Below are 2,330 nucleotides of genomic sequence, written 5' to 3'. Positions count from 1 at the left end.
GCAGCGCCTTGATCTTGAGGCCTTCCGGCTTGATCGTGAGCGCCTCCTTGATGCGGAGCTTGTAGCCCGTGTGGTCGACGAGATCGAAGCGCTGCAGGATCATGCCCAGCGTGAGCACCGCTTCCTGCAATGCGAACTGGCGCCCGATGCAGGCGCGCTGCCCGTTGCCGAAGGGCTTGAAGGCATTCACCGGCCGCTCGCGCTCGGCCTCGCGGCTGAAGTGGTCGGGGTTGAACTCGTCGGCGTCCTCGCCCCAGATGCCCTTGTCGCGATGCAGCGCCAGCGCATGCATGATGACCATGTTCTTCTTCTTGATCGTGTACTGGCCGCCGATGGTGGTGTCTTCCTTCGCGCGCATCGCGATGGCGGGCGCGGTCGGGTACAGGCGCAGCGCCTCCTTGAGCACCTGCATCACGTACTGCAGGCGGTTGACCTGCGCATAGGTCGGCTTCTGCGAGGTGTCGGGGCCGAACACGTTGTCGACCTCGGCCTGCGCCTTGGCCAGCGCCTCGGGGTTCTTCAGCAGGAAGTAGATCGCGAACGAGAGCAGGCCGCTGGTGGTCTCGTGCCCCGCGATGAGGAATTCGATGCACTCGTCGCGGATCATCTTGTCGGTGAGTTTTTCGCCGCTCTTCTTGTCGACGCCCGCGATCATGTAGCTCAGCAGGTCGGGCTTGGTGGCAATGTCGGCCCCGCCCGCGCGGCGCTCCTCGATGATGTCCTCCACCATCTTGTGCATGAAGCGGATGTCCTTGCGCTGCTGCGCGAGCTCCTTCTTGAGCATGAACTCCTCGAGCGGCAGGCCGCGGCGGTTCTGTACCGTCTCCAGCGTGCGCACCATTGCATCGACGAAAGGATGGAAGCCCTCGCGGTAGAACGAATTGAAGCGGTAGCCGAAGCCGCACAGGCCGATGGTGTCGAGCGTGAGCGCGGTCATGTCGCGCACCACGTCCACCTCTTCGTCGAAGTTCAGGCGCTCCCACTTGGTGACCAGCTGGCCCGCGATGTCCAGCATCATCGGGTGGTAGGCCTGCATGGCGCGCTGGCTGAAGTTGGCCAGCAGGATGTTGTGCGGCTTCGACCAGGTTTCCTCGTGCGTGTCGGAGGTGAAGAGGCCGTGCGACGCTGCGCGAAGCCGCCGCAGCGCGCCGCGCGTGCTCTTGTCGAAGCGCGCCTCTTCGCACAGCTCGTCGACCAGCGCGGGCGAGGACACCACGATCACCGGCATGCCCGGCATGTCGAGCCAGTAGATGCCGCCGAGGTCCTGCGCGATCTTCCACATGTCGAGCACGGGGGAGTCGGAGCCGATCGACAGCAGGTTGCCGACGAAGGGCTTCTTGGCGGGATGCGGGATCGGATGGAGCGAGTTTTTGCCTGCCATGGGTGTCGTGCCTTTGGAGTGGACCCGCTTCGGAGAATCCGGGGTGTGACTCCGGAGTATCCCGAGGGCACCGGTAGGGGGCAGGACGGGGTTTCCCTTAGGCTGGTTCGGTGCCTTTGCCTTTGTTTGTTTAGTGGCGCCGCTGATTCAGGGCGCGCTCCCGCCGACGGGGTGCCTTGCTCCGCGAATGTCCCCCGGCCTGCGGCCTCCTCCTTTATTTCGCTGCGCAAGGCACCCCATCGGCGGGAGCGTGATCAGGGCACTGGTTGATCAGTGGTGCACCCGGAGCGTGTCCTGGTGCACAGAGCATCGGGTGCTCCCCGCAGCGAAATCAAGGAGGAGGGGGCGTAGCCCCCGGGGGACATTCGCGGAGGGGAGTACCCGGTGATCTGTGCACGCGCCCTGAACAAAGGCTCCGAACAAAGACAGAAGCCCTCAAGGCCGAACCATCTTGCACTCAGACCCCTGCGCCAGCTCGTTGCCCGTGTAGACAGCGTCCGTCCGGAAGCCGTAGTTCGTCCCTTCCCAGCCCACCTTCACGCTCTTGCCATCGACCGGCGCGATCGTGTTGACCACCTGCGGCAGCAGCAACTGGTGGTCCTCGGCGCGCATGCGGATCGGCCCCACCACCGAGTCGTAGCTCATGTCCTCGAGCGCACGCGCCACCTTCACCGTGTCGGTCGAGCCGGCCTTGTTGATGGCGGCGGCCAGAAGGCGCGGCGTGAAGTCGATGCGCGGCGCGAGGAAGTCCTTGCCCGTCTTCGCCTTGTACGCCTTGGCCAGCGCATCGGCGCGCGGCGTGTCGGCCTGCCCCGGATGCCACTCGGCCACCCAGGTCAGCTGCCCGAGTTTGGCCTGCGACACCGCCAGCACCGTGCCCGGCACCGAGCCCGCGCTGTGGTTGAAGTAGCGCAGGTTGTAGCCCGCATCGCCCGCGGCCTTGAGCAGC

The 2,330-nt window shown here is 65.5% G+C and carries 2 protein-coding genes; both read right to left on the bottom strand.

Annotated features, from left to right (window positions below):
- Positions 1-1,381, bottom strand: a 1,381-nt coding sequence (locus tag AC1DOC_RS29820; RefSeq protein ID WP_478131135.1) for a cytochrome P450, incomplete at its 3' end; no start/stop codon positions are given.
- 435 nt (positions 1,382-1,816) lie between these two features.
- Positions 1,817-2,330, bottom strand: a 514-nt coding sequence (locus AC1DOC_RS29815; protein ID WP_478131134.1) for an ABC transporter substrate-binding protein, incomplete at its 5' end; no start/stop codon positions are given.

Source organism: Variovorax sp. 01T439_2, assembly GCF_056398445.1.
The sequence above is the reverse complement of the archived record's forward strand: the minus strand, read 5'-3'. Positions and strand labels throughout refer to the sequence as shown.